This is a genomic window from Prochlorococcus sp. MIT2302, from assembly GCF_059772385.1.
This window is the reverse complement of record NZ_CM186285.1, coordinates 1,180,274-1,206,781: the sequence shown is the minus strand read 5'-3', so window position 1 is coordinate 1,206,781 and position 26,508 is coordinate 1,180,274. Positions and strand designations below refer to the sequence as shown.

Below are 26,508 nucleotides of genomic sequence, written 5' to 3'. Positions count from 1 at the left end.
CAAATCTCAATAGTCTTGAGATGAATCCTGATTACGTAGTCAAGGATATAACTGAAGCAAAATTTGGCAGAAAAGAACTTTTGATCGCTGAAACAGAGATGCCTGGTTTAATGGCATTGCGAAAAAAATATGGATCCGAGAAACCATTACAAGGGGCTTTTATAGCGGGTAGTCTTCATATGACTATTCAAACGGGAGTTCTTATTGAGACTCTTGTTGCACTCGGTGCAAAAGTTAGATGGGCTTCATGCAATATTTTTTCTACACAAGATCATGCAGCTGCAGCTATTGCTCATTCTGGAGTTCCAGTATTTGCTAAGAAGGGTGAAACTCTTGATGAATATTGGGAATACACCCACAAAATTTTCGAATGGAGAGATGGTGAATCTGCAAACATGATTCTTGATGATGGAGGTGATGCTACTGGATTACTCATTTTGGGGAGCAAAGCGGAAAAAGATATCTCAGTTCTCGATAACCCATCTAATGAGGAAGAAATTGCATTATTTGCCTCTATTAAGAGAAAACTATCTCAAGAGCCAAATTTTTATTCAAAAGCAAAATCTTTTATAAAAGGTGTTACTGAGGAAACAACAACTGGTGTTGCTCGTCTTTATCAAATGGAAAAAAGTGGAGAACTTGTATTTCCAGCCATTAACGTAAATGATTCTGTTACCAAAAGTAAGTTTGACAATCTTTATGGTTGCAGAGAATCGTTGGTTGATGGCATTAAAAGAGCTACAGATGTGATGGTGGCTGGGAAGGTGGCCCTTGTTATGGGGTATGGAGATGTTGGTAAAGGTTCTGCTCAGTCACTGAGAGGTCTAGGAGCGACAGTTATGATTTCTGAGATAGACCCTATATGTGCTCTCCAAGCGGCAATGGAGGGTTTCAGAGTCGTGAGATTAGATGATGTGGTTGAAGATGTGGATATTTTTGTTACTGCAACTGGAAACTTTCAGGTTATTCGTCATGAGCATTTAATCAGGATGAAAAATGAATCGATAGTTTGTAATATCGGCCATTTTGATAATGAAATCGAAGTTTCCTCTTTGAAGTCCTATGAATGGGAAAATATTAAACCTCAAGTTGATCACATAACCCTACCAAGTGGTAACAAAATAATTCTTTTAGCTGAAGGCAGATTAGTAAATCTTGGATGTGCTACTGGTCATCCTAGTTTTGTTATGAGCAATTCTTTTACTAATCAAGTTTTAGCTCAAATCGAATTATTTAAATACGGGGTTAAATATTTGAATAAAGTTTATGTTTTGCCGAAACATTTAGATGAAATGGTCGCTATTCTTCATTTAGATAAAATAGGAGCAAAGTTAACTAAATTAACACAAGAACAAGCTGATTATATTAATGTTCCAATTGCAGGTCCCTACAAGACAGATCAATATCGATATTAATTTATTTCAATAGTTAAAACTAAATGGAAATATCAGAATTTATATCTTCGTTGCCGGTATGGATTGGAAATGCGGTTGAGACTAATCAGTTAATTGGTTATGGGGCAATATTATTAGCAATGTTTTTGGAAAATCTAATCCCTCCAATTCCATCGGAATTAATAATGCCTCTTGGCGGCTTTTATGTGGCTCAAGGTCAATTAGATTTTTTTCCAGTTGTTTTGATGGGTTTAATTGGAACTGTTATTGGGGCTTTGCCTTGGTATGGAATTGGCAAATTAGTTAATGAAGAAAGACTTGAGACATGGCTGGACAAAAATGGACGTTGGCTTGGTATTAATTCTCAAGACCTTGCTCGAAGTCGAAAATGGTTCAATAAATACGGCGTATCTTTGGTTTTCTGGGGAAGATTAGTACCTGGAATAAGGACTTTGATCTCGGTCCCAGCTGGTGTCGAATTAATGCCCATTACCCCCTTTCTTATTTGGACTACAGCTGGGAGCTTAATCTGGACTTTATTTTTAACAATTACAGGATTTTATCTTGGAGATAATTATCAAAATATTCAAAAATGGATTAGTCCTTTTTCAAGTATTTTTAAGACAATAATTCTTTTATTTATAGCAGTTTCAATAATAACTTTAATTTATAAAACTCTTCGTAAACTGATCATTAATTAAATGGATGTTTTTAGAATGGAATTTCATCATTACTTGATTGTTGATTGAAAGAATTGTTGTTTTGAAAATTACTATTTTCTGAATCTCTTCTTGATCCTAATAATTCAAGACGATCAACTCTGACAACTGGTTTGTTTCTATCTTCTCCAGTATTACGATCCTTCCAGCTATCTAATTTGAAACTACCAGTTACGCCTATTAAAGACCCTTTTTTAACATAATCGGCTGCAACTTGCGCTTGTTTTCCCCAGATTTCAAGATTAAACCAATCTGGTTCTTCCTCTCGACTTCGTCTATTTACAGCCATAGTAAGGTTTGCTACTACTGTTCCAGATTCAAAATATCTGACTTCAGGATCTCTTCCTGCTCTGCCCACAAGAGTGACTGAATTTATTCCCATTTTTGCCTCTGAAGTTTATTGGTTGCTAATAATGTATTTATCTTAGTTCAACTCTCTTTATGATTGCTCAAATGATTGAAATCCGTGTTTTTTAACCGTTTCAAATTCTCCCGTGATATCGGGATCGATTTAGGTACAGCCAATACCTTGATTTATGTTTCTGGCAAAGGAATTGTCTTGCAAGAACCTTCAGTTGTGGCAATGGATTTAGAAGAAGGAGTCCCTTTGGCTGTAGGAGATGATGCGAAATTAATGTTAGGGCGAACACCTGGGAATATCCGCGCTGTTAGGCCACTACGTGATGGTGTGATAGCGGATTTTGATGCGGCGGAACAAATGCTTAAGACTTTTATCCAAAAGTGTAATGAGGGGCGCGGAATTATTGCACCTCGACTAGTAGTTGGTATTCCAAGCGGAGTGACTGGTGTAGAGAGAAGAGCAGTACGAGAAGCTGGTCTTGCTGGTGCAAGAGAGGTGCATTTGATTGATGAACCTGTCGCTGCTGCAATAGGAGCCTCTTTGCCAGTCACAGAGCCAATAGGAACAATGATTGTTGATATTGGGGGAGGAACTACCGAAGTAGCTGTTTTAAGTCTTGGTGGAACAGTTTTAAGTGAATCTGTAAGAGTTGCCGGTGATGAGATTAATGATTCAATCGCTACTTATTTGAAGAAGATACATAATTTAGTGGTCGGGGAAAGAACTGCTGAAGAGATAAAAATTAAAATTGGATCAGCTTTTCCATCCAATGAATTTGATTCGCAATCGATAGATGTAAGGGGATTGCATTTACTTTCAGGTCTGCCTCGATCAATTAATTTGAAAGCAGGTGATTTACGAGAAGCAATGTCAGAGCCTTTGAATAAGATTGTTGATGCTGTGAAAAGAACTCTAGAGAGGACTCCACCCGAACTGGCTGCAGACATTGTTGATAGGGGGATAATGCTTGCAGGAGGGGGTGCATTAGTAAGAGGAATCAGTGATCTTTTAAGCCATGAAACAGGAATTTTCACTCACGTAGCTGAGGACCCATTGCTGTGCGTTGTAAATGGATGTGGTTTGGTTTTAGATGATTTTAAATCAATGCGAAGAGTTTTAGATACGCCCGATTTCGCTAGAAATGTAATTAGAGATTGAACAATGATTAAAGCCCGAAGGAATATTGGGTTTCATTTGCTTTTGAAAAGTAGGTTTTGGGTAATATTTTTGTTTGTAGCTTTATTGTTTGCTATTCGTTGGACAAAGGGAGCAGGATTTTTAGATTTTTACTCTATTTTACTCAAACCAATCCTCCCTGGTACTGCTCAAAGAGAATGGATTAAAGAAGGAGAAAATATTGAGAGAAGTATGCGATTAAAATTACTTGAGAAAGATAATACTCGCCTAAGAAGAGCTCTTGCTTTGAAAGAGCTGAATAGTGATGAAAGAATTTCGGCAGCTGTCATATCGCGATCCTCAAGAAATTGGTGGCAACTTTTGGAAATTAATAAGGGCGCTCAAGATGGAATCTTGAAAGGGCAAACGGTCATAGGACCAGGTGGCTTGATTGGTCTAATTGATAGCACAACTCCACTTACCTCAAGAGTAAGACTGTTGACTGATCCTGGTCATCAAGTAGGAGTTTGGATTGATCGGACTAAGCACCATGGAATTTTGACTGGAATGGGTACAAATAGACCAAAGCTTATTTTCTTTAATAAAAATCCTTTAGTGAAGATTGGAGATGTTGTTACTTCATCACCAGCAAGTACTTTATTACCGCCAAATTTAACAATAGGAATTGTTCAATTTATTAACGAGAAAGCATTGCCTTCTCCATATGCAATTGTTCAATTAACTGCATCACCTGAGGCGATAGATTGGGTTCAAATTATAAAAAAATAATGGCTCAAAATCATAAGAAATTATTGATCTTTTTTACAATAATCGTTTTACCAGCTTTTTTTATAATATCTCCTTATTGGCTTAATATAAATGGAATAAAACCATGCTGGCCTGTAATTTTATTGTTGCCATTTTCACTAAAGAATTCTCGATGGAGGTCACTTATTGCTGCTATCTTGTTGGGAATTTTTCTAGATTCTTTTACAATTAGCGACGCTTCTTATATTCCATCTTTATTTATTTTGTCTTTAGTTTGGAGTCAATATGGATTGCATAATAAAAAAATAGAATTCTTTTTAAATATTGGTTTAATGGCCATCTTTGGATCCGCCTTTGTTGGCCTTTCTCTTTGGGCTCAAAAAATTTTCATATACAGCTCTCTAAGAAATGACTGGTTTCATTCTTGGTCAATTTACATATTAATTTCTGAGGCTATTATCACTGGATTAGTTGCACCGTTTTTTTCTTCATGGCTTCTTCTGGCTTATAAAAAAAACTAATTATAAAAATTTTAAATCTTTTAAAATAGAATAAATAATTATTTATTAGAGGGGAGTCTGTCTTTTAGATTAGTCAAAGGGCTTTGAATAGCTGACTTGAAGATGATATCTTCTTATAACAAGAAGCCATTTTCGACACAAAATTTCGATGGTCCTGTCATTACGGCAACAGCTAATCTTATGACCTGTATTTTGGTTGTAGATGATGAACCAGCAGTATTGAAAGTCTTGGTCACAAGGCTTAATCTTGCTGGATACCAGGTTTTATCTGCACAGGATGGAGAGCAAGCACTCGAGGTTTTTCATAAAGAAGCACCAGACTTAGTGGTTCTTGATGTCATGCTCCCCAAGATGGACGGTTTCGCAGTGTGTAGAAGAATTAGAGCAGAGTCTTGTGTCCCAATAATATTTTTGACAGCTCTTGAAGCAATTTCAGAAAGAGTTGCTGGTTTGGATTTAGGTGCTGATGATTATCTGGCTAAGCCATTTAGCCCCAAAGAGTTGGAGGCAAGAATTGCGACGATACTGAGAAGAGTTGGACCAGCTCCGACAGTAGATGAGCCTCGAGAGGTTCCTTCAGGACAAGGAGTAATGAAACTAGGTGATCTTGTTGTAGACACCAATAGAAGGCAAGTCAGTAGAGGCGGAGCCAGAATAGGTCTTACCTATACAGAGTTCAGTTTACTGGAATTATTATTCCGTGATCCTGGCCGTGTTGTGCCTAGAGCAGAGATTTTGGAACAGCTTTGGGGTTACCCTCCTCGACGAGCGGCTGATTTAAGAGTTGTAGATGTATACGTAGCTCGTTTGAGAGGCAAGCTTGAACCTGATCCAAGAAACCCTGAACTGATTTTAACTGTAAGAGGTATTGGCTACGCTTCGCAAAGAATGGGAGAATTTCCAACTGCTATTGCAAGTTAGAGATTCATAGCTCAATATTGATAGGTTTTGCATTTATCCCGTTCTTTGCCGCCGTACGTATGAATTGCCTTGTCTGAATTAAGAGATACCCGCCTTGAGAAGGCAAAAGCACTAAAAAGCCTTGGACAAGGTCCGTATGGCTTAAATTTTAGACCTACTCATTCTTCCTCGGTTTTACAGGAAAAATACGCAGACTTGCCAAAGGGCGAAGAAAAAAAAGAAGAAGTGTCCATTGCAGGGCGAATAACTTCTAGAAGAGTGATGGGCAAACTCGCTTTTTTTACCCTTGCCGATGAAACAGGCACAATACAACTATTTATAGAGAAGGCTACGTTAAATCAAAATGAAAATAGCGAAAATCCAAAGAAAAATTTTGAGATTATTACCTCCCTTGTTGACTCTGGTGATTGGATAGGAGTGAGTGGAATATTGAGGAGAACTGATAGAGGTGAACTCTCTATCAAAGTCTTTGAGTGGTCAATGTTGTCAAAATCTTTACAGCCTTTACCAGATAAATGGCATGGTCTCGCCGATGTTGAAAAGCGATACAGGCAAAGATACTTAGATTTAATTGTTAATCCTCAATCAAAAAAAACTTTTCGAACCAGAGCTTTGTTAGTTAGTTCAATTCGACGATGGTTAGATGAAAAAGATTTTCTCGAGATTGAGACCCCAGTTTTACAATCAGAGGCCGGTGGTGCTGATGCAAGGCCTTTCATAACTCACCACAACACCCTTGATTTACCTTTGTATTTGAGAATTGCAACAGAATTGCATCTTAAAAGACTTGTGGTGGGGGGCTTTCAAAGGGTTTATGAACTGGGAAGAATTTTTAGAAATGAAGGTATTAGCACGCGGCATAATCCGGAATTTACTTCTGTTGAAATTTATGAAGCTTTTTCAGACTATTTTGACATGATGGAATTGACAGAAAAATTACTTTCCTCAGTTTGCGAGAAAATTTGTGGGTCGACCAAAATTAATTATCAAGAGCAAGAAATTAATCTGAAACCCCCTTGGAGAAGGGCCACGATGCATCAATTAGTTCAGGAATTCACTGGAATTGATTTTGAGTTGTTTGGAGATAAAGTCAACGATGCCAGGGCTGCAATGATTCAAGAAGGTCTTCAAGCGCCTGAAAAGGCTGACAGTGTTGGGAAACTGTTAAATGAAGCTTTTGAGCAAGTAGTAGAGCCTAAGCTGGTTCAACCTACATTTGTGATGGATTATCCAATTGAGATTTCTCCATTAGCCAGAAAACATAGAACCAAGAAAGGTTTAGTTGAAAGGTTTGAACTTTTTATTGTCGGTAGAGAAACTGCTAATGCGTTTAGTGAGTTAATTGACCCTATTGATCAAAAAGAACGTTTACTGTTACAGCAGGCGCAAAAAGAGGCAGGTGATCTTGAGGCTCACAGCTTGGACGAGGATTTTATTAATGCTCTTGAAGTTGGAATGCCTCCAACAGGAGGTCTTGGTATAGGGATAGATAGGTTTGTAATGCTATTAACTGATAGTCCTTCAATTAGAGATGTCATAGCTTTTCCGCTTTTGCGACCAGAATCAAATTTAAAACAAACTGGAAAGTGACCCGTCAGAGTGGATAATAGGCGAGTAAGTATTTTGTTCAGATGAGTGGCGAGAGAGTTGGTTTTCGCTTCAAGCACGCAGATGCTGTTGTGAAACGGAATCCCCAAGGGCGTTCAAGACGCGGTTGGGTAATGGAACCTGTTGAACAAACGACAAGCAGGGGGACAAAAATGCCTGCTTATCGTATTAGATGGAGAGATAGCGAGCGTCCTGAAATTGTTTTACAACATATGCTCATTGCGGACCCTGATCCAACACCTCCGCCAGATAATGTTATTTTAGATGTTAGTGATAATTGAAGAATAAATAATTGTTTTTAGAGCGATCTTTTATAGGTGATATAAATAAATTTCTCCCTTTTAAAAACGTTTTAGTGCATTAGCTACATCTCTTTTCGAGTCATTAACTTTCTCTCTATCCCTTTTGTCATGTAGCTTTCGCCCTTTTCCTATTCCAATTTTCAACTTTATCCATGAGCCTTTGAGGTAAAGACTTAAAGGTATTAATGCTAAACCTTTTCTTTCTAAATCTATTTTTAATTTTTTTATTTCTTTTCGATGTGCAAGAAGTCTTTTGATTCTTAGAGGTTCGTGATTGAAAAACTTACCGGCACGATTATGAGGCGATATGTGAACATTATGAAGTTGAATTTGATTTTTTTTAATTAAACAAAACCCGTCTTTTAAGTTTACTTTCCCAGCTCTAATTGACTTAACTTCAGTTCCAAGAAGCTCTAAGCCAGTTTCAAGTGTTTCTAGGATTTCATACTCGTATCTTGCTTGTCGATTTTCAGCTAAGCGACGATTTCCATCAACTGAGGAAATTTTTTTGGATTTTTTCTTTCTTTTTTTGCTCATTTTTCCATTTACCCTCATTTTTATGGATAAGCCACTACCCTTCGTTCATGGCAATTGTGTCTTCAATTACTAATCATTCACGTCTTCCCAATGATAAAGGAGAGGAAAGATTAGTTGGTTCTTCTCTTTTAAAAGAGGAGATTAAATTATCTAGGCAAGATTCACTTAGGCCTAAATCTTTTGATGAATTCGTGGGTCAATCTGAGTTAAAGAAGATTCTTGCAATATCGGTTAAAGCATCATTGACGAGAGGAGAAGCATTAGATCATTTAATGCTTTATGGGCCGCCTGGATTGGGAAAAACAACTATGGCTTTGGTTATTGCTGAGGAATTAGGAGTTAAAATTAGAGTTGCAAGCGCACCAGCACTTGAACGTCCAAGAGATATTGTTGGATTATTGATCAATATGCAGCCGCGTGAATTGATATTTGTTGATGAGATTCACCGACTTAATCGCATATCTCAGGAACTTTTGTATCCAGCCATGGAGGATAGAAGGTTGGATTTAACTGTAGGCAAAGGTACTTCCTCAAGGATGCGATCAATCGAAATCCCGCCTTTCACATTGGTTGGAGCCACTACAAAGCCCGCTTCGTTGAGCTCCCCTATGCGAGATCGCTTTGGAATAACTCAGCGACTAGACTTTTATAATTACTTGGATCTTGGAAACATAATTAAAAGATCTGCAAGCCTTATAAATTTATCAATTTCAGAAGAAGCATCTCATCAATTAGCCAGAAGGAGTAGAGGTACTCCCCGAATTGCGAATAGGCTTTTACGAAGAGTAAGAGATTATGCAGAGGTGCATCCCTCTTCAAAAACTATTGATGTACAACTTGTTAATGAAGCCCTTGATCTACATCGAGTCGATCAAAGAGGATTAGATGCCACAGATAGAAGTTATCTGGGCCTGATAGTTAATCAATATCAAGGCGGACCTGTAGGACTTGAAACATTGGCAGCTGCGCTAGGAGAGGATTCAACCACTCTTGAAACTGTAGTTGAGCCTTATTTAATGCAAATTGGTTTTTTACAAAGAACTGCCAGGGGAAGGGTTGTTACTTCAGCGGCTGAAAAACATTGTCTTCTTACTTCAATAAATAAAATAGACAAATGATCAACATATCAGTTGTAAAGGTTTTACTTCTTCTTTCTATTGTTTTTGTACCATTTGCGTCGCAAGCCAAGGTGCTTCCCAAATACTTATTCGAGAAGGCTCTTCAAGAGAGTAAGACTGGAGATTTTATTCAAGCTGAAAAAGATTGGAGTTCTTATTTGAATGACAATCCCAATGACGCGGCTGCATTAAGTAATAGAGGAAATATTCGTCTTACTCTCGGTGATCCTAAGGGCGCCATAAAAGATCAAACCATGGCCATAAAAATTTCACCTCAAGATTTAGACCCTTATCTGAATAGAGGAATTGCTGAAGAGGCTTTGGAGCGCTGGGAAGACGCTAGTAATGATTACAAATACGTTTTAGAGAGGAATCCTAAAGATGTTTCGGCTTTATACAACTTAGGTAATGTAATGGGCTCTATGGGGAATTGGATTGAGGCGAAGAGATTATTTTCTCAAGCTGCATCTTCCAATTATTCTATTGCTATGGCTAGCTCTAGTGAGGCGCTTGCAATTTATCAATTGGGTGATTTTGAACTCGCTGAAAAAAAAATTAGAATATTAATTCGTAAATATCCCTTATTTGCAGATGCTAGAGCAGCACTAAGTGCTCTTCTGTGGCGTAAAGGCTTCACAGGTGAAGCTGAAAGTAATTGGGCTGCAGCTTCTGGACTAGATATTAGATACCGTGATAAAGATTGGTTACTGCATATCCGCCGTTGGCCTCCAAAACCTACAAATGATTTGATTGCATTTCTTGCGTTGGATTAAAGATGAAAGATTTAGGTAAAAAAATTGAAGTATTGTCTAAGGAGATGCTTCCTGACTTTATTAGGTCACGACGTCATCTACATGCTCATCCAGAATTAAGTGGTCAGGAATATCAAACAGCTGCTTTTGTAGCTGGGGAGCTTAGAAAAGCAGGTTGGGAGGTAACAGAAGCAGTTGGTAAAACAGGCGTGGTTGCTGAAATGGGTGAAAAAAGCGGACGTGTTATTGCCTTGCGAGTTGATATGGACGCTTTGCCAATCGAGGAGAGAACTGGCTTGGATTACTCTTCTTCAATTCAAGGCTTGATGCATGCATGCGGCCATGATCTGCATACTTCTATCGGATTGGGAGTGGCAAAAGTATTAGCAAACAATAAATTTACAACTTCTCGAATCAGAATAATTTTTCAACCTGCTGAAGAGATTGCACTTGGTGCGAATTGGATGAGATCTGAAAAGGTTCTTGAGGGAGTTCATGCACTCTTTGGTGTTCATGTTTATCCAGATTTGCCAGTTGGAAAAATTGGAATAAAAAGTGGTACTTTTACAGCCGCCGCCGCTGAATTGGAAATAGATATCATTGGAAAAGGAGGTCATGGAGCTAGACCCCATGAAGGCACAGATGCAATTTGGATCGCGGCAAAAGTTATCAGTGAACTTCAAGAGGCTATTAGTAGACAGTTAGATGCTCTTAAACCAGTAGTTATAAGTTTTGGGAAAATTTCCGGAGGGAATGCTTTTAATGTAATTGCTGAGAGAGTTAAGCTTCATGGAACAGTAAGATGTTTAGATAGCCAACTTTATGAAAAGTTACCTCAATGGATAGACAAAATAGTTCAAAATATAGTTAATAATTATGGAGCTAAAGCTAATATAAATTTTAAGTCAATAGCACCTCCAGTTTATAACGACCCTGAATTAACTAATTTGTTATCTGAGTGCGCGAAGAATTTTATTGATCCAGAAAATATTGTTTATTTAGAAAATCCCTCATTAGGTGCTGAAGATTTTGCTTTCTTTTTGCAGGATGTACCTGGGACGATGTTTCGATTAGGAGTTGCAGGAGATCAAGGTTGTGCTCCACTACATAGTGGATATTTCTCTTTGGATGAAAGAAGTCTGGAATTAGGAATAAAAATTTTGTCTCAAACAATAGTGATGGCTACTAAACCTCTTCACAACATATAGGGTCTTAATTTTATGAACAGATTGGGTAATCCATTGATTTCAATTTCAGCACCTTTGCTGATTTTATTAGCAATTACTGGTTTTTTACATAGAGAGGGCAAAGATAAAATCCAAGTAATACCTGCATTAGTAGTTGGAAGTGGATTGGTTTTGACTGGGGCAGTTAGAAGATTAAGGCGACGACGAATGTTGTTTCTAGAGATTAAAAAGGAAATGAATAATCAAAAATTTTAAATAGAAATTTTTTATCTATAAAAACTTTAGGGTTTAGTTGGTGATTTCGAGCTAATTTGTATTTATCACTAGGGGTGCCATATCACTTCAAGGTATGGCTGAGATCACACCCTCTGAACCTGATCTGGTTTGAACCAGCGAAAGGAAAGTGAAATATTGTGATCTTCGCATAATGCTCCCTTTCTTTATTCAATAGCTTTTTAGTTCATGCGGAATTCATGGGTTGCTTCCAGAAAGGGTAAAAAAAATGTTTCTCAGATGCATTTTGCTCGCAAAGGCGAAATCACTGAAGAAATGTTTTTTGTAGCAAAGCGTGAAAATCTTCCAGACACTTTAATTATGGAAGAAGTTGCGCGTGGTCGTATGGTTATCCCTGCGAATATTAACCATACGAACTTAGAGCCTATGGCAATAGGTATTGCCTCTACTTGTAAAGTCAACGCAAATATTGGCGCTTCCCCAAATGCAAGTGATATCAGCGAAGAATTAAAAAAGCTTGAGCTTGCTGTTAAATATGGCGCAGATACCCTTATGGATCTGTCCACTGGAGGAGTTAATTTAGATGAAGTCCGAACTGCAATTATAAATGCTTCCCCTATCCCTATTGGGACAGTTCCTGTTTATCAAGCTTTAGAAAGTGTTCACGGATCTATTTCAAGGTTAACTGAGGATGATTTTTTACACATCATTGAAAAGCATTGTCAGCAAGGTGTTGATTATCAAACTATTCATGCTGGCTTGTTGATTGAACATCTACCTAAGGTTAAAGGTCGCATTACTGGAATAGTTAGTCGAGGTGGTGGAATTCTTGCTCAATGGATGCTTTATCACTACAAGCAAAATCCTTTGTTTACGCGTTTTGATGATATTTGCGAAATTTTTAAACGCTATGATTGCACTTTTTCTTTAGGCGATTCACTAAGGCCTGGATGCTTGCATGATGCATCTGATGAAGCTCAACTTGCTGAGTTGAAAACCTTGGGTGAATTGACTAGACGAGCTTGGAAGCATGATGTCCAAGTTATGGTCGAAGGGCCAGGTCATGTGCCGATGGATCAAATTGAATTCAATGTTAGGAAGCAAATGGAGGAGTGTTCAGAAGCTCCTTTCTATGTCCTAGGTCCATTGGTAACAGATATATCACCTGGTTATGACCACATTTCAAGTGCTATTGGTGCAGCTATGGCAGGTTGGTACGGGACCGCGATGCTTTGTTACGTAACACCCAAGGAACATCTTGGCTTGCCAAATCCTGAGGATGTTAGGGAAGGTCTAATTGCTTATAAAATTGCTGCTCATGCTGCAGATGTTGCAAGGCATAGATCTCAAGCGCGTGATCGTGATGATGAATTAAGTAAGGCTAGGAAAGAATTTGACTGGAACAAGCAGTTTGAATTGTCATTGGATCCTGAGAGAGCTAAGCAATACCATGACGAAACCTTGCCCGAAGAAATTTTCAAAAAAGCAGAGTTTTGTTCAATGTGCGGTCCTAACCATTGCCCAATGAATACAAAAATCACAGATGAAGATCTTGATAAATTAAACGATCAAATCAAGTCAAAAGGTGCAGCTGAATTAACTCCCCTAAAGTTAAACAAAGAAAATTAGTTCTTTGTTTAACTCGTTTAAATGGATTAATTTAACTGTTTGCTAATTGCAAAGATTAATTTATTTGTTGAGTAGATTTCTAGATTTTTCTAGTACGTTCTCAACTGTAAATCCAAATTTTTCCATACATAATCCACCTGGTGCAGATGCTCCAAAGCTGCTCATAGTAACGCTATCTCCATCAAGACCGATATATTTATGCCATCCGAAGCTTTCTGCGGCTTCAACTACTATGCGTTTTCTGATGTTAGAAGGTAAGACTTCTTCTTTATAACTGTCGCTTTGTTCTTCAAAAAGCTCTACACATGGCATAGAAACTACGCGCACTTTTTTACCTTCTGAAGTTAGTTTTTTAGCTGCTTGGACACATAAATCAAGCTCAGTTCCAGTTCCAATAAGTATTAGATCAGCTTTGCCATCGCAATCTTCTAGTACATATCCACCTAAAGCAACTTTTTCTACTGATGAATTTTGTTGATTCACCATGCCCTGCCTACTTAGGCACAAAGAGCTTGGTCTCTTACGATTCTTAATGGCAATTTTATAAGCACCACTGGTTTCATTACCATCACCCGGACGGAAAACCATCATATTTGGCATTGCTCTTAATGAGGGAATGGTTTCTATTGGTTGATGTGTTGGCCCATCTTCACCAACACCTATTGAGTCATGGGTTAAAACATAAATAACCCCCAGCCCACTGAGAGCTGAAAGACGCATCGAGCCTCTCATATAGTCTGCGAAGACTAGGAAGGTCCCACCATAAGGTATTAGACCACTGTCGTGATATGCAATACCATTGAGAATGGCTGCCATCGCATGTTCCCTGACACCAAAATGCAAATAACGTTTTTCAGGACTTTCATATTGAAAAGACCCTGTTTCACCTTTGATATCCGTGTAATTTGAGTGTGTTAAATCTGCAGAACCTCCTATAAGTTCAGGAAGGTTAGGTCCCAGAGCACCTAAACATATTTGAGAGTGTTTTCTTGTGGCAAGGCCCTTGTCATCAGCTGTATATGTAGGCAAATCTTTATCCCACCCTTGAGGAAGCTCCCCTCTAAGCATCCGTTCAAATTCAGATGCTTCAGCAGGGTATTTTGCCTTGTAATCCGCAAGTGTTTGATTCCATTTAGACTCAAGTTGGGAACCTCTTTCAATGGCTTGACGGTATTGGTCATATACATCTTGAGGAATTTTAAAAGGTTCGTATGACCAATCAAGTTCTTTCCTTGTAAGTTCTGCTTCTTCTTCTCCAAGAGCTGCTCCATGGATTCCAGCCGTATCACTCTTGTTTGGAGAGCCAAATCCGATGGTTGTCGTAACCTTTATAATTGAAGGTTTATCGGTAACTGATTTTGCTTTTTCTATTGCTTTAGAGATGCCCTCCACATCTGTATTTCCATCAGGTATTTCTTGAACATGCCATCCATAAGCTTCATATCTCTTTAATACATCTTCTGTGAATGATACATCTGTTCTTCCATCAATTGTGATGCTGTTGTCGTCGTATAGAGCGATTAATTTCCCAAGCTTTAGATGACCTGCGAGAGAACAAGCCTCTGAAGCTATTCCCTCTTGATTACATCCATCACCCATAATTACGTATGTGTAATGATCTACAACTGTTGAATCAGGCTTATTGAATTTGGCTGATAAATGCGCTTCTGCTATTGCAAGTCCGACTGCATTAGAAATTCCAGCTCCCAGTGGTCCTGCAGTGACTTCAACTCCAGGTGTCTCGAAAGTTTCTGGGTGACCAGGAGTTTTTGCCCCCCATTGTCGGAATTGTTTTATGTCCTCCATTGTTACGGAGTCGTAGCCTGTTAAATGCAAAAGGGCATACAACAACATGCACCCATGTCCTGCAGAAAGGACGAATCTGTCTCGGTTAAACCATTTCGGATTTTTTGGATTATGACGAAGATGTTTGTCCCATAATGCGTATCCCATCGGTGCACATCCCATAGGAAGTCCTGGATGGCCGCTATTTGATTTATTAATTGCGTCAACTGCGAGCATTCTGATGCTATTGATGCATAGTGTGTCTAGAGAATTAGTCAGGGCAACCATTTTGAATTAGTGAGTGGAAAAAATTTTAAAGTGGACAGTTAAGACGACATTGATTAGATCATTTGTCGAAAAGCTAGACAGACATTGTGACCGCCAAACCCGAAAGAGTTAGATAGTACGACGCCTAATTTCTTTTCTCTTGCCTTGTTGGGAACATAATCAAGATCACAATTTGGGTCGGGATTGGAATAATTAATTGTTGGCGGAATTATTTCATGTTTTATTGCTAAAACACAAGCAACGGCCTCTATGCCACCTGAACCCCCCAATAAATGACCCGTCATTGACTTTGTTGAGCTCGTTGGGACTTGGAACGCATGGTTCCTTAATGCAGTTTTAATTGCAGAAGTTTCATTGCTGTCATTGGCTGGAGTACTTGTTCCATGAGCATTGATGTAATCGACTTGCTCAGGATTAATTTTCCCATCATTTAATGCGAGTTTGATGGCCTCTGCACCTCCTACTCCCCCTGGTGTAGGTGATGTGATGTGATGAGCATCACACGTGGTTCCATAACCAATTATTTCTCCATGTATTGTTGCGTCTCTTTTTAATGCATGTTCAAGAGTTTCTAAAATTAGTACTCCTGCTCCTTCTCCAATTACGAATCCATCTCTTTGAGAATCAAATGGTCTGCTCGCTGTGGATGGATCGTCATTCCTAAATGATAGGGCTTTGGCACTCGCGAAACCTGCTACACCTAGAGGAGTAATACTTGCTTCTGCTCCTCCACAAACCATTGCATCTGCCTTACCTAATTGGAGAAGTCTGAATGCATCACCAATAGCATTTGATCCTGCAGCACAAGCAGTTGAAACCGCTGAACTCGGCCCTTTAGCCCCAAGTGCAATCGCTGCAAGACCAGTAGCCATGTTTGGAATCATCATGGGCACGGTAAATGGACTTACTCGACTAGCTCCTTTGTTATTTAAAACATGTGCTTGAGTTTCCATCGTCAGCAACCCACCAACTCCCGATCCAATAATTACTCCAATTCTTGCGGAATTAGAATCGTCAATTATTAAACCTGAATGATTCAGTGCTTCTTTTGCAGCAATGACTCCAAATTTTGAGAAGCGATCCCATCTTTTGGATTCTTTTGGCTCTAGTAAGCCTGTTGGGTCAAAACTTTTTACCTCTGCTGCAAATCTGCAGGCATGGGAAGAGGCGTCAAAGAGTGTTATTTGATCTACCCCATTTTGACCAGATTGAAGGCCTTGAAGGTAACTCTCTATGTTGTTGCCAATGGGAGTAATGGCACCAAGACCTGTGATAACAACTCGATGGAGGTTCTCCATCATTTAAACCTCAAGACTGTTTTTCTTCTATGTATTTGACTGCATCCCCGACAGTGGCAATGCCCTCTGCAGCCTCGTCAGGGATCTCTATGTCAAATGCTTCTTCGAGCGCCATTACCAATTCGACAGTGTCGAGAGAGTCTGCACCGAGATCGTTTTGGAAATTTGAATCCGGTTTTACTTCACCGGCTTCAACGCTAAGTTGTTCTGCGACGATAGAACGAACTTTTTCAAGGATTGCTTCCTGGGACATAACCTTCTTAGACCTGACTTCTAATCCTACGGGTTAATGTGTCTACTTCGAAAAACCTTTTTGCATTAGAAACAACCTAAGTTGACAGATAGTAATAAATGCTCTGTTACCAAAAGTATCAGAACTGATCAAAACCCACAGTTTCATTAAATAGAGAGTATAAAATTTTACATACACAAACGATCTAAAGACAGTTGTCTCACGCAGTCAAAATCTACGACACTTGTATTGGCTGCACCCAATGCGTAAGGGCTTGTCCACTGGATGTTCTTGAAATGGTCCCCTGGGACGGCTGTAAAGCTTCTCAGATAGCCTCATCTCCAAGAACTGAAGATTGCGTTGGGTGTAAGCGGTGCGAAACTGCTTGCCCAACTGATTTCCTCAGTATTAGGGTTTACTTAGGAGATGAAACAACTAGAAGTATGGGATTGGCCTACTAATAATTAGTTATTTTTTTCTTCTACCTTTATTTTATATATGAATAATTTGTAAAGTTAATTGGAATTTATGTGTGGCATATTTGCTGTTATTGGATCTAGTGAAGCCTCTTCTAAACTTATTGATGGGCTGAGAAAACTTGAATATAGAGGTTATGATTCCGCGGGGATAGCTACAATTGATAGTTCAAAAAACGGTCAAATTGGAAAACTTAATATTATAAAATCCCAAGGAAAACTGATTAATCTTGCAAATTTAATTAAAGAAAAGCCTCCCAAAGGTTATGTAGGTATTGGCCATACCAGATGGGCTACTCATGGTAAACCTAACGAGAGGAACTCACATCCTCACCTTGATTCTTTAGCTCAAATTGCAGTAGTGCAAAATGGGATTATTGAAAATTACAGGGATTTATCTAAAAGCCTGAAACTCAAAGGAATTAAATTTACCTCCGAAACTGATACTGAGATAATTCCACATTTAATCGGGCTTGAATTAGAAAAGTCCTTGGCTAATGGGCTTTCCCAAAATGGACAAACATTATTAATAGCTGTTCAAAAGGTTTTGACTTTATTAGAGGGGACTTATGCCATAGCCGTGATTTGGGCAAAGGCTCCAAATGCCTTAGTAGTGGCTAGCGGACAAGCACCCTTGGTTCTTGGCTTTGGTGAAGGTGAGTTTTTTTGTGCAAGTGATATTCCAGCATTAGCGAAATTTACGCGAACATTTTTACCATTAGAAGATCATGAAATTGCACTTTTAACTCCATTAGGAATTGAACTTTACGATGATGAGGGAAATAGGCAGCACAGACAACCATCGCTTCTAGAGGGAACAGATTTATCTGCTGATAAAGGGAATTTCCGTCATTTTATGCTGAAAGAAATTTATGAACAGCCAGAAAGAACACAACTTTGGATAGATAGATTTTTGCCTATGGATTTGCCCTTGAAGAATTCATTGGCTTTCCCGATTTCAACAACAGTCCTCGAAAAGATTGAACAAATACAGATAATTGCCTGTGGCACAAGCAGACATGCAGCTATGGTAGGTGCTTATTTGTTGGAACAGTTTTCAGGAGTACCAACAAAGGTATTTTTTGCAAGTGAATTTAGGTATGCTCCACCTCCACTTTTACCTAACACTTTAACGGTAGGAGTCAGTCAATCGGGGGAAACGGCAGATACTTTAGCTGCATTAAGGATGGAAAAAGATAGAAGAGATTCAATTGGCGATGCTAATTTTTCTTTTCATCACTTGGGAATTACCAACAGAGTCGATAGTTCATTTGGTCGCGAACTTGAAAATGTCATTGATATTGGATCAGGGATCGAAATAGGTGTCGCAGCAACTAAAACCTTTCTGGGGCAAATGTTGTCTTTTTATGGCTTAACTTTGTTGTTTGCCTCTCATAGAAAAAAAAGAACTCCTCAAGAAATTTTGGATCTCTCCAATGATTTGAGATTGATTCCTAAACAGCAAACAGAACTTATAAAAAAGCATGACTCTCTCTCACAGGAAATAGCACACATGTTTGTTGAAACAAAAGATGTGATTTTCTTAGGTAGAGGTATAAATTATCCAATTGCACTTGAAGGTGCTCTAAAACTTAAGGAAATAAGTTACATTCATGCTCAAGGCTATCCAGCTGGGGAGCTGAAACATGGACCAATAGCACTATTAGATCAACATGTTCCAGTGGTATCTATTGCAGCTCCAGGTGTGGTGTATGAAAAAGTTCTCAGTAATTCTCAAGAGGCGAAAGCTAGAGATGCTTGTCTAATAGGAGTCTCAACAAGTAGTCCGGAAGCAGAAATGTTTGATGAATTGTTTGCTATTCCAAAAGTTAGTGAATGGGTTAGCCCTCTTTTGACTGTTGTACCTCTACAGTTATTTAGTTATCATATAGCCGCTCATAAAGGTTTAGATGTTGATCAGCCTAGGAATTTGGCAAAAAGTGTGACTGTAGAGTGATTTTACTTTGTAATAATTTTATTTAATTAATCTCTATATTTAAATAATTAAACTATAGTTTTTATTAATTAATTTTTTTTATTCTGCCGTAGGAATCTTCAAAACGGACAATATCATCTTCGTCTAAATAAGTACCACTTTGCACTTCAATAAGCTCAAGCTTCATCCGTCCTGGATTGCTTAATCTATGTTTGCAACCTAAAGGAATAAATGTACTTTCATTTTCACTTAAAAGTTGTTTTTCCCCATTCTTTTCTATCAATGCTGTTCCATTAACTACTACCCAATGTTCAGCTCTATGGTGATGCATTTGTAATGAAAGAGAGGCTTTTGGCTTTACTTCTATCAGTTTAACTAACCATCTTTTTCCCTCAACTATTGTAGTGTAATTACCCCAGGGTCTATAAATTTTTCTGTGAACTTTACCTTCCGGAAAATCTGTTGAACTTAATCTTTTTACGATATTTCCAATGTTTTGAGATTGATCTTTACTCGCTACTAATATAGCGTCGCTTGTATCCACAACTATTAGATTTTCTATCCCTATTCCTATTACAAGACGGTGTTCGCTTTGTAAAAAACAGTTTTTACTTTTTTCAGCTATTATTCTCCCATTTATATAGTTTCCATCATTATTTTTTTGATTGATATCCCACAGGGATTTCCAACTTCCTATGTCACTCCATCCAACATTTAATGGAAGAACCGTTCCTAATTTCGTTTTTTCCATTACTGCAATATCTAGAGATACTTTTGGACATTTCTTAAATGACTTTGGGTCTAATCTTAGAAAATCAAGATCTAATACATCTTTCTCAATAGCAATCTTGCAATAATTAATTATTTCTGGCGAAAATTTTTCTAATTCTTTTATTATCGAACTCGCTTTAAAAAGAAACATACCACTATTCCAAGTGTAACGAGAATCTTTGATTAGTTTCTCGGCTAGCTCTTTATTAGGTTTTTCTATGAATTTTTTTATTTCTAGTCCTGTTGTTTGATCTTTTTGATTAGGTGATTCTTTTGCTTCAATATAACCGTAACCTGTTTCTGCGCATGTTGGAATGATACCAAAAGTCACTAGTCTGCCTTTATTTGCATATGTTTTTGCTGATTGAATTACTCTTTTGAATTCATCGATATTTTCTATTAAATGATCCGCTGCCAAAATTAAAAGCAAAGGATCTTTACCTAAAGAAATTGCTTGAAGCGCAGCCACCGCTATCGCTGGAGCAGTATTTCGACCTTCTGGTTCGAGAATGATTGCTTGGGGAGTTGTATTTAGTTCTCTAAATTGCTCTGCAACTATAAATCTATGATCTTCATTACATATCAATATAGGTTTTTCAAGACCCTCTAAACCTAGAAGCCTTTCATAAGTGCTTTGTAAAAGAGTTTGGTTTTTTCGTGAATCCAGTGCTAGAAACTGCTTTGGATAACTTTCTCTTGAAAGTGGCCACAATCTTGTTCCTGATCCACCACTAAGAATTACAGGAATTATTGAGTTAGGATTTATTTCCATGAAGAACTTTGTAAACCATTCTTGAAGTACTGATTAAAAATCTGAATGATTTTTAGAGTTCCAATAAGCCTGGGGGTGGATTGATGAGCAGCCATTTTTCTTTGATTTCTATTTCTGGGATAATTTCTTTAACAAAAGGTACCAAAACTTTTTTACCTTCTAACAACTCTATCTCTAGGAGGTCGTTCCCTCCCTTGATTAAGTCAGTTACATAACCAATTAAAGTCTTTTTTGCACCTTTTCTTGCTTCTAAACCAATCAAATCAAAATAATGGTACTCATCTTGACTCAATTTTGGTCTGCTATCTATTGGTATGACTAATTTCCATCCAACAATTTTCTCTGCTGAACTCCTATTAGATACTTCTTCGATAGAGAGTACATAGATTGATTTACCTGGAATAAGCGTCCCTCTCGTTAAATTAATTTCCGTGGGCAATTCGTTGTTTTTTTGAATCCAACGTTTTCCCGGTTTTGTAAACCTCTCAGTAAATTCACTGCTAGGTTTGATTCGAATATCGCCTTTTAAACCCTGCGGAGCAACAATTTCACCAATTGACATCCATTTATCTTTTTCGATCATTCTGATAAGTAGACTTTTAGAAGTTTATTTTAATATTTTTAATTATGACTGATTCAAAAGACCTTATTCTCCCTGGCACAACAGTAACTGTTAATAACCAAGAGTCAATTTATAATGGTTACGAAGGCTTTGTTCAAAGAATAAGTGGTAATAAAGCGGCAGTGCTCTTTGAGGGTGGTAATTGGGATAAATTATTGACACTACCTTTAAAGGATCTTGTTAAAAGTTAATGAATACTTTTCCAGTTAATTACATCGTTACTTACTGACTTGCTTAATAAAATTATCATCAAGTTGCTTTAGAGCTTTCTTTGCGGCATCTTTCTCTGCTTGTTTGATTGATTTTCCAATACCTTCTGCTATTGATAGATTTTTGATATAAACAGTACAAAAAAATCTTTTTGGATTGTCATGCTTTTTATCTACTTCAATTGTTTTATAGACGGGAATAGATAATCCTTCACTTTGGGTCAATTCTTGAAGAGCTGATTTGTAATTTTTCTTGTGAGGATCAGCTAGAACTTCTTTACTAGTTTTATCCCAGAATGGAAGAAGCAAATTTTTTATAGGATCCAAAAGAGCCAGACTTTCATACAAAGCTCCTATTAATGCCTCAGTTGCCTCTGCTTGAATAGTTGCATTTGCTGATTTATCTCTGATTGCTTTCTTGCCAATTAATAATACACTTTTTATATTTATTTTATTACCAACTTCTGTTAGCCACTGATCACTTACAAGATGAGAACGGAGTTCAGACCTTTCTCCAACTTGCATATATGGATATTTATTTTTTATGAAATCTGATGCAATGAGTCTCAATACTGCATCTCCAAGAAATTCAAGATTCTCATAATTAATTTCATTATTCGCTGAACTATGTGTTAGTGACTCATTAATATATAAAATGTTCTTTATTTTTTCTTTGGTAAATTCTTTTTGATATTTTGGGTCTAGATTTAGACCTTTTAAAAAATTAATTATCTCTTCTATTCTTTGAATTGAAATTTGCATAATTATTTAAAGCAAATAATTTAATTTATGAAAAAAAGGATTTTGCCTGTAATTTCTTTGTATCAGATTAATTAAGTGAAAGCAGGTCATAAGCCGGGTTCTGTTCATTCTTCTTTCTTTAGAAAGTGAATGGGCAATCATCTATCTGGGACTAACGTTGCCGATAGCCTCGAGCGGCTCTCCTTGGGAACAAGGTCTATGGCCATCCAGAGTCCCCCGCCTTGCTCCTAGCCGGGGTTTACCTAGCCAGCACCTCTCGATGCTGCTGGTGCGCTCTTACCGCACCTTTGCACCCTTACCGTGCTTGTTGGGATTTCCCCATTAAGCATTAGGCGGTGTGTTTCTGTGGCACTATCCTCACGGTCACCCGCACTGGGAATTACCCAGCAAGCCTGGCCAAATAGGAGCCCGGACTTTCCTCAATCAATGCTTCAGCTTTTTGCTGAAGTTCAATTGCGATTACCTCCCCTGCTTTCCACTCCATCATGCCTCAAGGCATAATTAATTTCAGGGGGCTGTAGCTCAGTTGGATAGAGCGACGGTTTCCTAAACCGTAGGTCGTGGGTTCGAGTCCCGCCAGCCCCGTGCGAAAAAGGAATTAAAACTAAAAATATGTAGTCCTATATGTGGTGGGTGTGCAAAATCCTTACTCTCTCGCTAGCGTTGATGTAGTGAATCAGTCAAGATGGCCCAGCTTCACGATCTTCGCTTACGATTACTTGTTCAACAAGAGAGTGAGCAAATATCTAAATCGCAACCAAGTGATTTGGATTTATCAATTGTTCAAGCTAGATGCTTATGTTGGTTAACACTTTTGGCTGAAGCACACGAAGATCAAGCTAATGATGCAGAAGGAAGAGGTGATACAGAACAAGCCATGGGATGGTTTGCAGATTCAATGAGATTACGTGATGTCATTCAAGTGGTTACTAGCGTTGAAATACCTTTGCCTGAAAGCTCAGATGCTGATAATAATGATGTCGAAGGAGACTTCTTTAATGATGAGCCCCCTATGAGGGCCTAAAAAATGCAATTATGGTTATGAGCTGCCTTGATCAAGGTGCCTGAAGAACCATGCCAATGTCCAGATTGCCTAAGATTTTATCGGGAACATGATCGTTTGATTAGAGAATTTCCCACTTTGCGTAAACAACAAGAGCTTAATTGGGCTGCTCTTCAATCTTTTAGAACATTATGTGGAAGAGTTTTAGAAGAGTTGCAAAAAAAAATTAATTCAAATTCAACAAACAAATCTGAGGAAACTAGTCAGATAGGGTCTATTGAGAAAAAAGAAAAATCTATTACACAAGTAATCTCTGATCTAGAGAATGTTAATGCTCATCTATATTCCATTGAGGCTTTAATGGAAAGAGTTTTCGATGTTAAAGTTTCCGAGGAGGTTGAAGATATATTTAGAGAGGTTGCTGGTGAACTGGCTCCAGACCCCTTAAATATTGATAGATTAAGATTAAACAGATTATTACATCAAACCCCTGACTTGCCTGAAAAATAGGGATTTATTTTTCACAACTTATTTCTACAGGTAGTGGCTTGACTTTCCATATAGATTGACAATATTCCCTAATAGATCTGTCTGATGAGAAAAAACCTGATCTTGCAGTGTTTAATAATGCCATGCGATTCCATTTTTGACTCTTCTTCCAGGCCTTACTAACCTCATCTTGTGCACGAAGGTAATCATCAAAATCTGCCATCACAAAGAAAGGATCATTCCCAGTCAAGATATTAATTATCGGTTTAAATAGCTCACTATCACCATTACTAAAATGCCCAACTTCTATTAATTTTAGAGTCTCTTGTAGTTCATTTGATTTGGAAATGAAGTTATTTGGACGATAACCTTGATCTCTTAATTCCATGATCTCTGACTCTGTTTTTCCAAACAAAAAGAAGTTTTCTTGTCCTACTCTCTCTCTGATTTCTACATTTGCTCCATCAAGGGTTCCAATTGTTAAGGCACCATTCATTGCGAATTTCATATTTCCAGTCCCTGAAGCTTCTTTGCCAGCAGTTGAAATTTGTTCGGAAAGATCAGTCGCTGGATATACTTGCTCTCCTAGTTTTACATTGTAATCAGGCAGAAAAACTACCCTTAGTAATCCCTCCATATCTGGATCTGCATTAACTACATCAGCTATGCCATTTATGAATCGAATCATTAATTTCGCCATGAAATAACCTGGCGCAGCTTTACCCCCAAAAATGATCGTACGGGGTGCAATATTTTTTGTTAATCCATTTTTAATCCTCAGATATTGAGCAATGACTTGCAAAGCATTTAAATGCTGTCTTTTATATTGGTGAATTCTTTTAACTTGAACATCAAATAAACTCGATGGATCAACAAGAACACCAGTTTGTCGATGTATGTAACCAGCAAGTTTTCTTTTGCCAGATAATTTGGCTGAAGCAAACAGATCTAAAAAATTAGAGTCATTTTCTTTTTTTTCTAGTTCACGTAATAGATCCATGTTAGTAATCCAATTCGGACCAATTTCTTTGTCAAGAAGTTTTGAAAGTTCAGGATTTGCTAGAGCAACCCATCTACGAGGGGTTACGCCGTTTGTGACGTTAGTGAATTTTTCAGGCCATAGCTCTGCGAATTCAGGTAGTAATTGCCTCTTGATTAAATCTGAATGTAATGCGGCTACTCCATTTACATGATGTGCTCCAATTGTCGCTAAATGAGCCATTCGTATGGCTTTTCCACCTTCTTCATCAATAATTGAAAGTTTACGTAAAATCGAATCGTTTCCTGGATACTTAAGTCTTACTTGTTGCAGGAATCTCCTGTTTATCTCGTATATAAGTTCTAGGTGCCTGGGTAATAAATTTCGAAAAAGGCTGAGGTCCCATTTCTCAAGAGCTTCAGGTAGCAAAGTATGGTTTGTGTAAGCAACAGATCTATTAGTGATTTCCCAGGCTTTATCCCAATCCAATCGATGTTGATCGATTAAAAGTCTCATTAACTCAGCGACAGCAATTGCTGGATGGGTGTCATTAAGTTGAACAGTCCAATGATCTGGAAATTCATCGACAGGTATTGATCGCTTTTCTAAACTTCGCAGCATATCTTGCAGAGAGCAACTTACAAAAAAGTGCTGTTGCTTCAAGCGCAATCTTCTTCCTTCATCAGTTCCATCATTCGGATATAACACCTTTGAAAGAGTTTCTGAGGCTACTTTCTCTTCAACAGCACCGTAATAATCTCCAATGTTGAAAGCATAAAAATCAAAACTTTCGGTTGCATCAGCTCTCCATAACCTCAAGCGATCACAACTGTTAACTCGATAACCAAGTACAGGGACATCATGTGGAACACCTATTGCATGTTCGCTTGGAATCCATCTGGATCGATAATTTCCATTATCGTCTGTGTAACTTTCTGTCTGTCCACCAAAACCGACTAAACAAGCCTCGTCTGGTTGTGGCAATTCCCAAGGCCAACCTCCTTTAAGCCATTTATCAGTAACTTCCACTTGCCAACCATCTCTGATTAATTGGTTGAAAATGCCAAATTCGTACCTTATTCCATAACCAACTGCAGGGACCTGAAGACTTGCGAGTGACTCCATATAGCAAGCTGCCAGTCTACCTAAACCTCCATTTCCAAGCCCAGGCTCTTCCTCTACTTCCAAAATGTCATTTAGAGATTCAATTCCAAACCTTTTAAGAGCTTCTTCTGCTTCTTTTTTTATCCCTAGATTTAATAAATTATTATTAAGTTGAGGCCCTATTAGAAATTCAGCGGAAAGATATGCGACTGTTTTTTGAGGTCTAGCCCTTATTGTCTCCTGACTTGTGAGATATCTGCTCATCAATCTGTCTCTTACAGCAAAACTTAAAGCCATGTAGAGATCTCGAAGACTTGCTGATGTAGCGAGTTTTCCGAGTGTGAAAAAAAGATGTTCAGTCATTCCATCGAAGACTGCATCAGCATCCATGCCAGCCCTGACAGGATCTGCATAGCATCCTGGGGTCGGCAGACGCAGATCTATAGACTGGGAGCTGCTCATAAAGGCATTAAATGTCTTTGGACGCTAGCCAAAATCGACCCAGTAAGCTGTTAGTAACTTCAGATCCACACCTTATTGGTTAAGTCACCTTTGATACTTAAACCAAATAGGCCCCATGATTAGGTAATTTATGTCATAAAAGAAAAGGCTTTT

Annotated in this window: 27 protein-coding genes, 1 tRNA gene, 1 other RNA gene and 1 riboswitch; of the genes, 19 read left to right on the top strand and 10 right to left on the bottom strand. The window is 38.1% G+C overall.

Annotation, left to right across the window (positions count from 1 at the left end):
- Positions 1-20 precede the first annotated feature (20 nt).
- A complete protein-coding gene (ahcY, locus tag AC6EI2_RS07055; protein WP_498463469.1) occupies positions 21-1,415 on the top strand; it encodes an adenosylhomocysteinase in 1,395 nt (464 codons plus the stop codon).
- Between the two features lie 23 nt (positions 1,416-1,438).
- Positions 1,439-2,095 carry a DedA family protein gene (locus AC6EI2_RS07050; protein ID WP_498461643.1) on the top strand — a complete coding sequence of 219 codons (657 nt, stop codon included), beginning with the start codon at positions 1,439-1,441 and terminating at the stop codon, positions 2,093-2,095.
- Positions 2,096-2,105: 10 nt separating this feature from the next.
- Here the strand turns inward: AC6EI2_RS07050 and AC6EI2_RS07045 are convergent, their stop codons facing one another.
- On the bottom strand, positions 2,106-2,495 hold the full coding sequence (locus AC6EI2_RS07045) for a single-stranded DNA-binding protein (protein ID WP_498461642.1): 390 nt from the start codon (positions 2,493-2,495) through the stop codon (positions 2,106-2,108).
- An 84-nt stretch (positions 2,496-2,579) separates the two neighbouring features.
- Here AC6EI2_RS07045 and AC6EI2_RS07040 point away from each other — a divergent pair, with 84 nt between their 5' ends.
- From AC6EI2_RS07040 to AC6EI2_RS07015, 6 genes are all read left to right on the top strand, one after another.
- Positions 2,580-3,632 (top strand): rod shape-determining protein, encoded by a 1,053-nt coding sequence (locus AC6EI2_RS07040; protein ID WP_498461641.1) that lies wholly within the window; start codon positions 2,580-2,582, stop codon positions 3,630-3,632.
- 3 nt (positions 3,633-3,635) lie between these two features.
- A complete protein-coding gene (gene mreC, locus AC6EI2_RS07035; protein WP_498461640.1) occupies positions 3,636-4,379 on the top strand; it encodes a rod shape-determining protein MreC in 744 nt (247 codons plus the stop codon).
- Entirely contained in the window at positions 4,379-4,879 is a 501-nt protein-coding gene (locus AC6EI2_RS07030) for a hypothetical protein (RefSeq protein ID WP_498461639.1), read from the top strand. Before mreC ends, AC6EI2_RS07030 begins: the two co-directional genes overlap by 1 nt.
- A gap of 180 nt (positions 4,880-5,059) precedes the next feature.
- On the top strand, positions 5,060-5,800 hold the full coding sequence (rpaB, locus tag AC6EI2_RS07025; RefSeq protein WP_413389326.1) for a response regulator transcription factor RpaB: 741 nt from the start codon (positions 5,060-5,062) through the stop codon (positions 5,798-5,800).
- A 69-nt stretch (positions 5,801-5,869) separates the two neighbouring features.
- Positions 5,870-7,390: a lysine--tRNA ligase gene (lysS, locus tag AC6EI2_RS07020; RefSeq protein WP_498461638.1), complete on the top strand. Its 1,521-nt coding sequence runs from the start codon at positions 5,870-5,872 to the stop codon at positions 7,388-7,390.
- 41 nt (positions 7,391-7,431) lie between these two features.
- The gene (locus AC6EI2_RS07015; RefSeq protein ID WP_498461637.1) at positions 7,432-7,689 is read left to right on the top strand and encodes a DUF8660 family protein; all 258 of its coding nucleotides are present in this window, start codon (positions 7,432-7,434) and stop codon (positions 7,687-7,689) included.
- A gap of 60 nt (positions 7,690-7,749) precedes the next feature.
- Here AC6EI2_RS07015 and smpB read toward each other — a convergent pair whose 3' ends face one another.
- Complete coding sequence (smpB, locus tag AC6EI2_RS07010; protein WP_498461636.1) at positions 7,750-8,247, bottom strand: SsrA-binding protein SmpB; 498 nt, start codon at positions 8,245-8,247, stop codon at positions 7,750-7,752.
- 47 nt (positions 8,248-8,294) lie between these two features.
- On the opposite strand from smpB, the gene ruvB reads away from it, so the two are divergent.
- From ruvB to thiC, 5 genes are all read left to right on the top strand, one after another.
- On the top strand, positions 8,295-9,365 hold the full coding sequence (ruvB, locus tag AC6EI2_RS07005; protein ID WP_498461635.1) for a Holliday junction branch migration DNA helicase RuvB: 1,071 nt from the start codon (positions 8,295-8,297) through the stop codon (positions 9,363-9,365).
- Positions 9,362-10,138, top strand: a complete 777-nt coding sequence (locus AC6EI2_RS07000) for a tetratricopeptide repeat protein (protein WP_498461634.1) — start codon at positions 9,362-9,364, stop codon at positions 10,136-10,138. Before ruvB ends, AC6EI2_RS07000 begins: the two co-directional genes overlap by 4 nt.
- Before the next feature lie 2 nt (positions 10,139-10,140).
- Positions 10,141-11,325, top strand: coding sequence for an amidohydrolase (locus AC6EI2_RS06995; RefSeq protein WP_498461633.1), 1,185 nt, complete (start codon positions 10,141-10,143; stop codon positions 11,323-11,325).
- A 12-nt stretch (positions 11,326-11,337) separates the two neighbouring features.
- On the top strand, positions 11,338-11,559 hold the full coding sequence (locus tag AC6EI2_RS06990; protein WP_498461632.1) for a DUF3188 domain-containing protein: 222 nt from the start codon (positions 11,338-11,340) through the stop codon (positions 11,557-11,559).
- Positions 11,560-11,619: 60 nt separating this feature from the next.
- Positions 11,620-11,723: riboswitch (TPP riboswitch) on the top strand.
- Between the two features lie 43 nt (positions 11,724-11,766).
- Positions 11,767-13,167, top strand: coding sequence for a phosphomethylpyrimidine synthase ThiC (thiC, locus tag AC6EI2_RS06985; RefSeq protein WP_498461631.1), 1,401 nt, complete (start codon positions 11,767-11,769; stop codon positions 13,165-13,167).
- 60 nt (positions 13,168-13,227) lie between these two features.
- Here the strand turns inward: thiC and tkt are convergent, their stop codons facing one another.
- The 3 genes from tkt to acpP are packed head-to-tail and all read right to left on the bottom strand — an operon-like array spanning position 13,228 to position 16,791.
- Positions 13,228-15,240: a transketolase gene (tkt, locus tag AC6EI2_RS06980; protein WP_498461630.1), complete on the bottom strand. Its 2,013-nt coding sequence runs from the start codon at positions 15,238-15,240 to the stop codon at positions 13,228-13,230.
- Positions 15,241-15,293: 53 nt separating this feature from the next.
- Positions 15,294-16,541 carry a beta-ketoacyl-ACP synthase II gene (fabF, locus tag AC6EI2_RS06975; protein ID WP_498461629.1) on the bottom strand — a complete coding sequence of 416 codons (1,248 nt, stop codon included), beginning with the start codon at positions 16,539-16,541 and terminating at the stop codon, positions 15,294-15,296.
- Positions 16,542-16,548: 7 nt separating this feature from the next.
- Positions 16,549-16,791, bottom strand: a complete 243-nt coding sequence (acpP, locus tag AC6EI2_RS06970; protein ID WP_011295529.1) for an acyl carrier protein — start codon at positions 16,789-16,791, stop codon at positions 16,549-16,551.
- 194 nt (positions 16,792-16,985) lie between these two features.
- On the opposite strand from acpP, the gene psaC reads away from it, so the two are divergent.
- Both psaC and glmS read left to right on the top strand, forming a co-directional pair.
- Positions 16,986-17,231: a photosystem I iron-sulfur center protein PsaC gene (gene psaC, locus AC6EI2_RS06965; RefSeq protein WP_011295528.1), complete on the top strand. Its 246-nt coding sequence runs from the start codon at positions 16,986-16,988 to the stop codon at positions 17,229-17,231.
- Between the two features lie 67 nt (positions 17,232-17,298).
- Positions 17,299-19,203: a glutamine--fructose-6-phosphate transaminase (isomerizing) gene (gene glmS / locus AC6EI2_RS06960; RefSeq protein ID WP_498461628.1), complete on the top strand. Its 1,905-nt coding sequence runs from the start codon at positions 17,299-17,301 to the stop codon at positions 19,201-19,203.
- 64 nt (positions 19,204-19,267) lie between these two features.
- Here glmS and AC6EI2_RS06955 read toward each other — a convergent pair whose 3' ends face one another.
- Together AC6EI2_RS06955 and rimM are read right to left on the bottom strand one after the other, a co-directional pair.
- A complete protein-coding gene (locus AC6EI2_RS06955) occupies positions 19,268-20,725 on the bottom strand; it encodes a mannose-1-phosphate guanylyltransferase/mannose-6-phosphate isomerase (RefSeq protein ID WP_498461627.1) in 1,458 nt (485 codons plus the stop codon).
- Between the two features lie 52 nt (positions 20,726-20,777).
- Positions 20,778-21,308, bottom strand: coding sequence for a ribosome maturation factor RimM (gene rimM / locus AC6EI2_RS06950; RefSeq protein WP_498461626.1), 531 nt, complete (start codon positions 21,306-21,308; stop codon positions 20,778-20,780).
- Between the two features lie 44 nt (positions 21,309-21,352).
- Here rimM and AC6EI2_RS06945 point away from each other — a divergent pair, with 44 nt between their 5' ends.
- On the top strand, positions 21,353-21,538 hold the full coding sequence (locus AC6EI2_RS06945) for an NAD(P)H dehydrogenase subunit NdhS (RefSeq protein WP_498461625.1): 186 nt from the start codon (positions 21,353-21,355) through the stop codon (positions 21,536-21,538).
- A gap of 27 nt (positions 21,539-21,565) precedes the next feature.
- Here the strand turns inward: AC6EI2_RS06945 and rnc are convergent, their stop codons facing one another.
- Both rnc and rnpB read right to left on the bottom strand, forming a co-directional pair.
- Positions 21,566-22,318 (bottom strand): ribonuclease III, encoded by a 753-nt coding sequence (rnc, locus tag AC6EI2_RS06940; protein ID WP_498461624.1) that lies wholly within the window; start codon positions 22,316-22,318, stop codon positions 21,566-21,568.
- 73 nt (positions 22,319-22,391) lie between these two features.
- Positions 22,392-22,794, bottom strand: an RNA gene (gene rnpB, locus AC6EI2_RS06935) — RNase P RNA component class A.
- A gap of 35 nt (positions 22,795-22,829) precedes the next feature.
- Between rnpB and AC6EI2_RS06930 the strand changes: the two genes are divergently transcribed.
- The 3 genes from AC6EI2_RS06930 (at position 22,830) to AC6EI2_RS06920 (ending at position 23,831) form a co-directional block, all read left to right on the top strand.
- Positions 22,830-22,903: transfer RNA gene (locus AC6EI2_RS06930), tRNA-Arg, on the top strand.
- A 100-nt stretch (positions 22,904-23,003) separates the two neighbouring features.
- Positions 23,004-23,342: a DUF8670 family protein gene (locus AC6EI2_RS06925; RefSeq protein ID WP_498461623.1), complete on the top strand. Its 339-nt coding sequence runs from the start codon at positions 23,004-23,006 to the stop codon at positions 23,340-23,342.
- 36 nt (positions 23,343-23,378) lie between these two features.
- Positions 23,379-23,831 (top strand): DUF8661 family protein, encoded by a 453-nt coding sequence (locus AC6EI2_RS06920; protein ID WP_498461622.1) that lies wholly within the window; start codon positions 23,379-23,381, stop codon positions 23,829-23,831.
- 4 nt (positions 23,832-23,835) lie between these two features.
- On the opposite strand, the gene AC6EI2_RS06915 is transcribed toward AC6EI2_RS06920, so the two are convergent.
- Positions 23,836-26,355, bottom strand: a complete 2,520-nt coding sequence (locus tag AC6EI2_RS06915) for a glycogen/starch/alpha-glucan phosphorylase (protein ID WP_498461621.1) — start codon at positions 26,353-26,355, stop codon at positions 23,836-23,838.
- Positions 26,356-26,508: the final 153 nt, after the last annotated feature.

Excerpts from the sequence above, each read along its gene's own strand:
- rpaB (WP_413389326.1), top strand. The coding sequence starts at position 5,060 with ATGACCTGTATTTTGGTTGTAGATGATGAACCAGCAGTATTGAAAGTC.
- AC6EI2_RS06945 (WP_498461625.1), top strand. The coding sequence starts at position 21,353 with ATGACTGATTCAAAAGACCTTATTCTCCCTGGCACAACAGTAACTGTT.
- fabF (WP_498461629.1), bottom strand. The coding sequence starts at position 16,541 with ATGATGGAGAACCTCCATCGAGTTGTTATCACAGGTCTTGGTGCCATT.
- thiC (WP_498461631.1), top strand. The coding sequence starts at position 11,767 with ATGCGGAATTCATGGGTTGCTTCCAGAAAGGGTAAAAAAAATGTTTCT.
- AC6EI2_RS07050 (WP_498461643.1), top strand. The coding sequence starts at position 1,439 with ATGGAAATATCAGAATTTATATCTTCGTTGCCGGTATGGATTGGAAAT.
- smpB (WP_498461636.1), bottom strand. The coding sequence starts at position 8,247 with ATGAGCAAAAAAAGAAAGAAAAAATCCAAAAAAATTTCCTCAGTTGAT.
- AC6EI2_RS06955 (WP_498461627.1), bottom strand. The coding sequence starts at position 20,725 with ATGGAAATAAATCCTAACTCAATAATTCCTGTAATTCTTAGTGGTGGA.
- rimM (WP_498461626.1), bottom strand. The coding sequence starts at position 21,308 with ATGATCGAAAAAGATAAATGGATGTCAATTGGTGAAATTGTTGCTCCG.
- acpP (WP_011295529.1), bottom strand. The coding sequence starts at position 16,791 with ATGTCCCAGGAAGCAATCCTTGAAAAAGTTCGTTCTATCGTCGCAGAA.
- AC6EI2_RS06990 (WP_498461632.1), top strand. The coding sequence starts at position 11,338 with ATGAACAGATTGGGTAATCCATTGATTTCAATTTCAGCACCTTTGCTG.
- AC6EI2_RS07030 (WP_498461639.1), top strand. The coding sequence starts at position 4,379 with ATGGCTCAAAATCATAAGAAATTATTGATCTTTTTTACAATAATCGTT.
- AC6EI2_RS06995 (WP_498461633.1), top strand. The coding sequence starts at position 10,141 with ATGAAAGATTTAGGTAAAAAAATTGAAGTATTGTCTAAGGAGATGCTT.
- ruvB (WP_498461635.1), top strand. The coding sequence starts at position 8,295 with ATGGCAATTGTGTCTTCAATTACTAATCATTCACGTCTTCCCAATGAT.
- rnc (WP_498461624.1), bottom strand. The coding sequence starts at position 22,318 with ATGCAAATTTCAATTCAAAGAATAGAAGAGATAATTAATTTTTTAAAA.
- AC6EI2_RS06925 (WP_498461623.1), top strand. The coding sequence starts at position 23,004 with ATGGCCCAGCTTCACGATCTTCGCTTACGATTACTTGTTCAACAAGAG.
- ahcY (WP_498463469.1), top strand. The coding sequence starts at position 21 with ATGAATCCTGATTACGTAGTCAAGGATATAACTGAAGCAAAATTTGGC.
- AC6EI2_RS07045 (WP_498461642.1), bottom strand. The coding sequence starts at position 2,495 with ATGGGAATAAATTCAGTCACTCTTGTGGGCAGAGCAGGAAGAGATCCT.
- mreC (WP_498461640.1), top strand. The coding sequence starts at position 3,636 with ATGATTAAAGCCCGAAGGAATATTGGGTTTCATTTGCTTTTGAAAAGT.
- AC6EI2_RS06915 (WP_498461621.1), bottom strand. The coding sequence starts at position 26,355 with ATGAGCAGCTCCCAGTCTATAGATCTGCGTCTGCCGACCCCAGGATGC.
- AC6EI2_RS07000 (WP_498461634.1), top strand. The coding sequence starts at position 9,362 with ATGATCAACATATCAGTTGTAAAGGTTTTACTTCTTCTTTCTATTGTT.
- glmS (WP_498461628.1), top strand. The coding sequence starts at position 17,299 with ATGTGTGGCATATTTGCTGTTATTGGATCTAGTGAAGCCTCTTCTAAA.
- tkt (WP_498461630.1), bottom strand. The coding sequence starts at position 15,240 with ATGGTTGCCCTGACTAATTCTCTAGACACACTATGCATCAATAGCATC.
- AC6EI2_RS07015 (WP_498461637.1), top strand. The coding sequence starts at position 7,432 with ATGAGTGGCGAGAGAGTTGGTTTTCGCTTCAAGCACGCAGATGCTGTT.